Source organism: Microbacterium sp., from assembly GCF_035277845.1.
Lineage (GTDB): Bacteria > Actinomycetota > Actinomycetes > Actinomycetales > Microbacteriaceae > Microbacterium.
In genome coordinates this window covers 1-3,652 of the sequence record NZ_DATEJS010000195.1, presented here as the reverse complement: position 1 = coordinate 3,652, position 3,652 = coordinate 1, and the positions used below count along the sequence as shown (strand labels likewise).

The following is a 3,652-nucleotide window of genomic DNA, read 5'->3' as shown; positions in this document are numbered from 1 at the left end:
ACGGCACGGCGCGTGGCGATGTCGCCGTAGTGGTGCTTCAGCACGGAGGTGCGGAACCCGAGTCCGAGGTCGGATGCCGGCACGGTGTACGCGCGGTCGTCGCCCTCGTCGATGAGCTCGACCTCGACCAGGGTCTGCACGATCTCCTGGCCGTACGCGCCGACGTTCTGCACGGGCGCGGCTCCGACCGTGCCCGGGATGCCGGACATCGCCTCGATGCCGGCGAGCCCGCTCCCGACGGTCCAGGCGACGAAGTCGTCCCAGTTGTGTCCGGCCTGCACCCGCACCCGCACGTGGCCCGGGTGCGGGGAGGCGAGGGTCTCGATGCCGGTGGTCAGGATGCGGATGACGGTGCCTTCGAAGGGCTCGTCGCCGACGAACAGGTTGGACCCGCCGCCGAGCACGAACCAGTCCTCGCCCGCATCCCACACGTCCTGCAGCGCGGCGATCAGCTCGTCGGCCGTGTGGACGTCGATCATGCGCGCCGGAATGCCGCCGGTGCGCAACGTCGTGAGCTGCTTCAGCGGCAGCGGCGTCACCTCCGGCATGTCAGCGGCGCACCCGCACCTGTGCCTTGCCGAGCACGGTGACGTCGGCCGCCTGGACGGTCAGGTCGATGCGGGCGGACTCGTCGTCGACCGCACCGACGACGGCACGCACGGTGACGTCGGCTCCCTCGTCGGCATCCACGACGACCGGGCGCGTGAAGCGCACACCGTATTCGAGGATGCGGCCTGAGTCGCCGAGCCACGGAACGATCGTCTCGACCGACAGGCCCATCGTCAGCATGCCGTGCGCGAGCACGCCGGGCAGGCCGACGCGCGCGGCGACGTCGTCGCGGTAGTGGATCGGGTTGAAATCCCCGGATGCCCCGGCATAGCGCACCAGCGACTCGCGGGTCAGGTGCACGGTGCGCTCGGCGACGACGTCGCCGACGGCCAGTTCCCCGGTCACCGCACCGATAGACGTGTCGGTCATTCGTCTCCCCCGATCAGCAGGATGGACGTCGCCGTGACGACGTGGGCGCCGGCGGCATCCGTCACTTCGGCTTCGCTCGTGACCATCGCGCCCTTGCCCACGGCGCGCACGCCCGTGACGGACAGGCGGCCGGTGAGCTCGTCGCCGGCGACGATCGGCCGGGTGTAGCGGAAGCGCTGCTCGGCGTGGATCGTGCGCTCGAGCGCGATGCCCGAGTCGGGCTCGGCGAGCAGCTGCTGGAGCGTCAGGTCCTGGATGACCATAGCGAACGTCGGCGGCGCCACGAGGTCGGCGTAGCCGAGGGCCCGCGCGGCGTCGACGTCGGTGTGCTGCGGGTCGTCGGCGAAGACGGCGCGCGCGAACTCGCGCACCTTCTCCCGCCCGACGAGGTAGGGAGCCGTCGGCGGGAACACACGCCCGGCAAGATCGGGATTCACGCTCACCCCGCCATCCTATCGAGCGGGCCTGAGGCGCCCCCCGAAGGTCAGACCACGCGCTTCGCCGTGCGCCTCTGCCGCACCGCGCGCACGATCAGCTGGGTCACGATGATCGCGATGAAGATCGCGAACAGCATGTTGCCCACGAACGGCGTCACCGAGCGTGCGATCCAGGCGCCGAACGGAGTGGTGAAGCAGGCGGCGATGCCGATGTAGGCCGCGACGACGAGATCGGTGTTCCTCCGACGCAGGTTGGCGATGGTGCCCGACACGGACGTCGGCACGATCATGACCAGTGACGTGCCTTTGGCGATGAGGTCGCTCATGCCGAAAAGCATCATCATCACGGGAACGATGATGATGCCGCCGCCGACGCCGAGGATTCCGGACAGGATGCCGGTGACCACCCCGGCGACCGCGAGGCCGGCGCCGGAGAGCCAGGTCAGTTCCAGCACAGCCGAGCGCGACGGGATGTCGAAGAACAGGTTCACCATCACCGCGACGAGGAACACGATGAACATCCAGCGCAGGAACCCGAGCGAGAGGCGGTGCAGCAGCCACGTGCCGATCTGGGCGCCGATGATCGCGCCCGCCGCCAGGATGACCGCAGGGATCCAGGCCACCTCGTCGTTGGACGCGTACGTCACGATGCCGACGATGGCCGTCGGCACCACCGCGGCGAGCGACGTGCCCGAGGCGAGCCGCTGGTCGAAGGCGAGAAGCAGCACGAGCATGGGCACGATGAGCGTGCCGCCGCCGACGCCGAACAGCCCCGACATGAGCCCGGCGAGCAGGCCGATCCCGACGTAGACGGCGATCTGGCGGGGGGTGCGGGCGGTCCGTGCAGGGGTGTTCATGTCGTCGTCCAGCCTAGTTCGTGGCGGGAATCCGTCGCGTTCGGCCCCGGCAGGCGTGCGTTCGTGACGGATCGTCAGCAGGCGGCGAGGGCGGGGGCGCAGCACGTCGCGAGCTGCAGCGCGCAGCGGGCGATGCGCTCCGACCGATGGCCGACGACGTGGGGCGCCCAGGCCGCGGCGCCGTCGACCGCGATGCCGTCGATGAGCCCGTCGGCGAACAGGGATGCCGCGCCCACGCGCTGCTGCTGCGCCATGTGCTCCTGCGCGTTCGGGTCGTCGTGCATGAGCGCGGCGGCGCCGGCGAGCGGGAGGGGCGCGAGCCAGGCATCCTCGACCGCGACGATGAGGTCGCTGCCGCACAGCGCGATCGCGGCGGCACCGGCGCCGTCACCGAGCAGCAGCGTGGCCGACGGCACGGGCAGCACGGTGCCGGCGGACAGGGTCCGGGCGATCTCGAGGGCGAGCCCGCCCTCCTCGGACGCCCTGCTGACCTCGGCACCGGACGTGTCCGCGATCTGCAGCACGGGGATGCCGAGGCGACCCGCGATCTCGTACGCGTGGCGGGCCGCGGCGATGTCGGCGGGCGTCGTGTGCGCGTCCCGGGACCGCTCGTATCCGACCAGGAGGAAGCCCTGCTCCCCGAGACGGCCCCATCCGGTCACGAGCTCGGCGTCTCCGCCGCGGCGCGGCACATAGGAGTCCAGGCGCGAGATCAGGGTCTGCAGCGTGGGACGTCCGGGTCGCGCGGCAGCCTGCACCGCCGCCCAGTCGGACGCGTCGGTGCGCTCGGGAACCGCCACCGAACCGAGCGCGGGCACGGGCGCCCCCTTCTGCACACTGCCGAGCACGTCGAGGAGCGTCGCCACGCGCGCCCGGAAGCCGGCGGCATCCAGCACGGCATCGAGCAGCCCGTGCGCGTGCACGTTCTCGGCGCACTGCACGCCCTGGGGAACGCCGGCGCCGTAGCCGACGGCCGCGAGGCCCTCGACGACGCGCGGGCCGAGCAGCCCGATGAGCGCACCGGGCTCCGCGCAGACGTCGTCGGCGAGCGACGCCCACGATGCGTACACGCCCCCCGTGACGGGATGCCGCAGATGGGCCAGGTACGGCAGGCCGGAGAGCCGGAACCGCTGCACGGCCGCGGTGATGGTCCGCATCGTGAGGAACGCGGCCGCGCCCTCCTGCATGCGGGTGCCCCCGGACGCGAGCCCGGCGATCACCGGGCGCCGCTCGGCCGCGGCACGCTCGAACGCGGCGACGATGCGCGCCGCGGTGGCCACGCCGATCGACCCGCCGAGGAAGCCGAACTCGCTGACGATGACGGCGACGTCGCGCCCGCCGACCGTGCCGGCGCCGGTGCGCACCGCCTCGTCCGAGCCC

Annotated in this window: 5 protein-coding genes; all 5 read right to left on the bottom strand. The window is 72.2% G+C overall.

From position 1 onward, the window contains the following. Positions 1-548 (bottom strand): FAD-binding protein (locus tag VJR25_RS08320; RefSeq protein WP_324114469.1); only part of this gene is annotated, 548 nt, incomplete at its 3' end. A 1-nt stretch (position 549) separates the two neighbouring features. Further along, entirely contained in the window at positions 550-978 is a 429-nt protein-coding gene (locus VJR25_RS08315) for a MaoC/PaaZ C-terminal domain-containing protein (RefSeq protein WP_324114467.1), read from the bottom strand. Further along, positions 975-1,421, bottom strand: coding sequence for an FAS1-like dehydratase domain-containing protein (locus VJR25_RS08310; protein WP_324114465.1), 447 nt, complete (start codon positions 1,419-1,421; stop codon positions 975-977). The genes VJR25_RS08315 and VJR25_RS08310 overlap by 4 nt, the downstream gene beginning before the upstream one ends. Before the next feature lie 41 nt (positions 1,422-1,462). Continuing rightward, positions 1,463-2,272 (bottom strand): sulfite exporter TauE/SafE family protein, encoded by an 810-nt coding sequence (locus tag VJR25_RS08305; RefSeq protein ID WP_324114462.1) that lies wholly within the window; start codon positions 2,270-2,272, stop codon positions 1,463-1,465. Between the two features lie 74 nt (positions 2,273-2,346). Further along, a partial coding sequence (locus VJR25_RS08300; protein WP_324114460.1) for a carboxyl transferase domain-containing protein occupies positions 2,347-3,652 on the bottom strand: 1,306 nt, incomplete at its 5' end.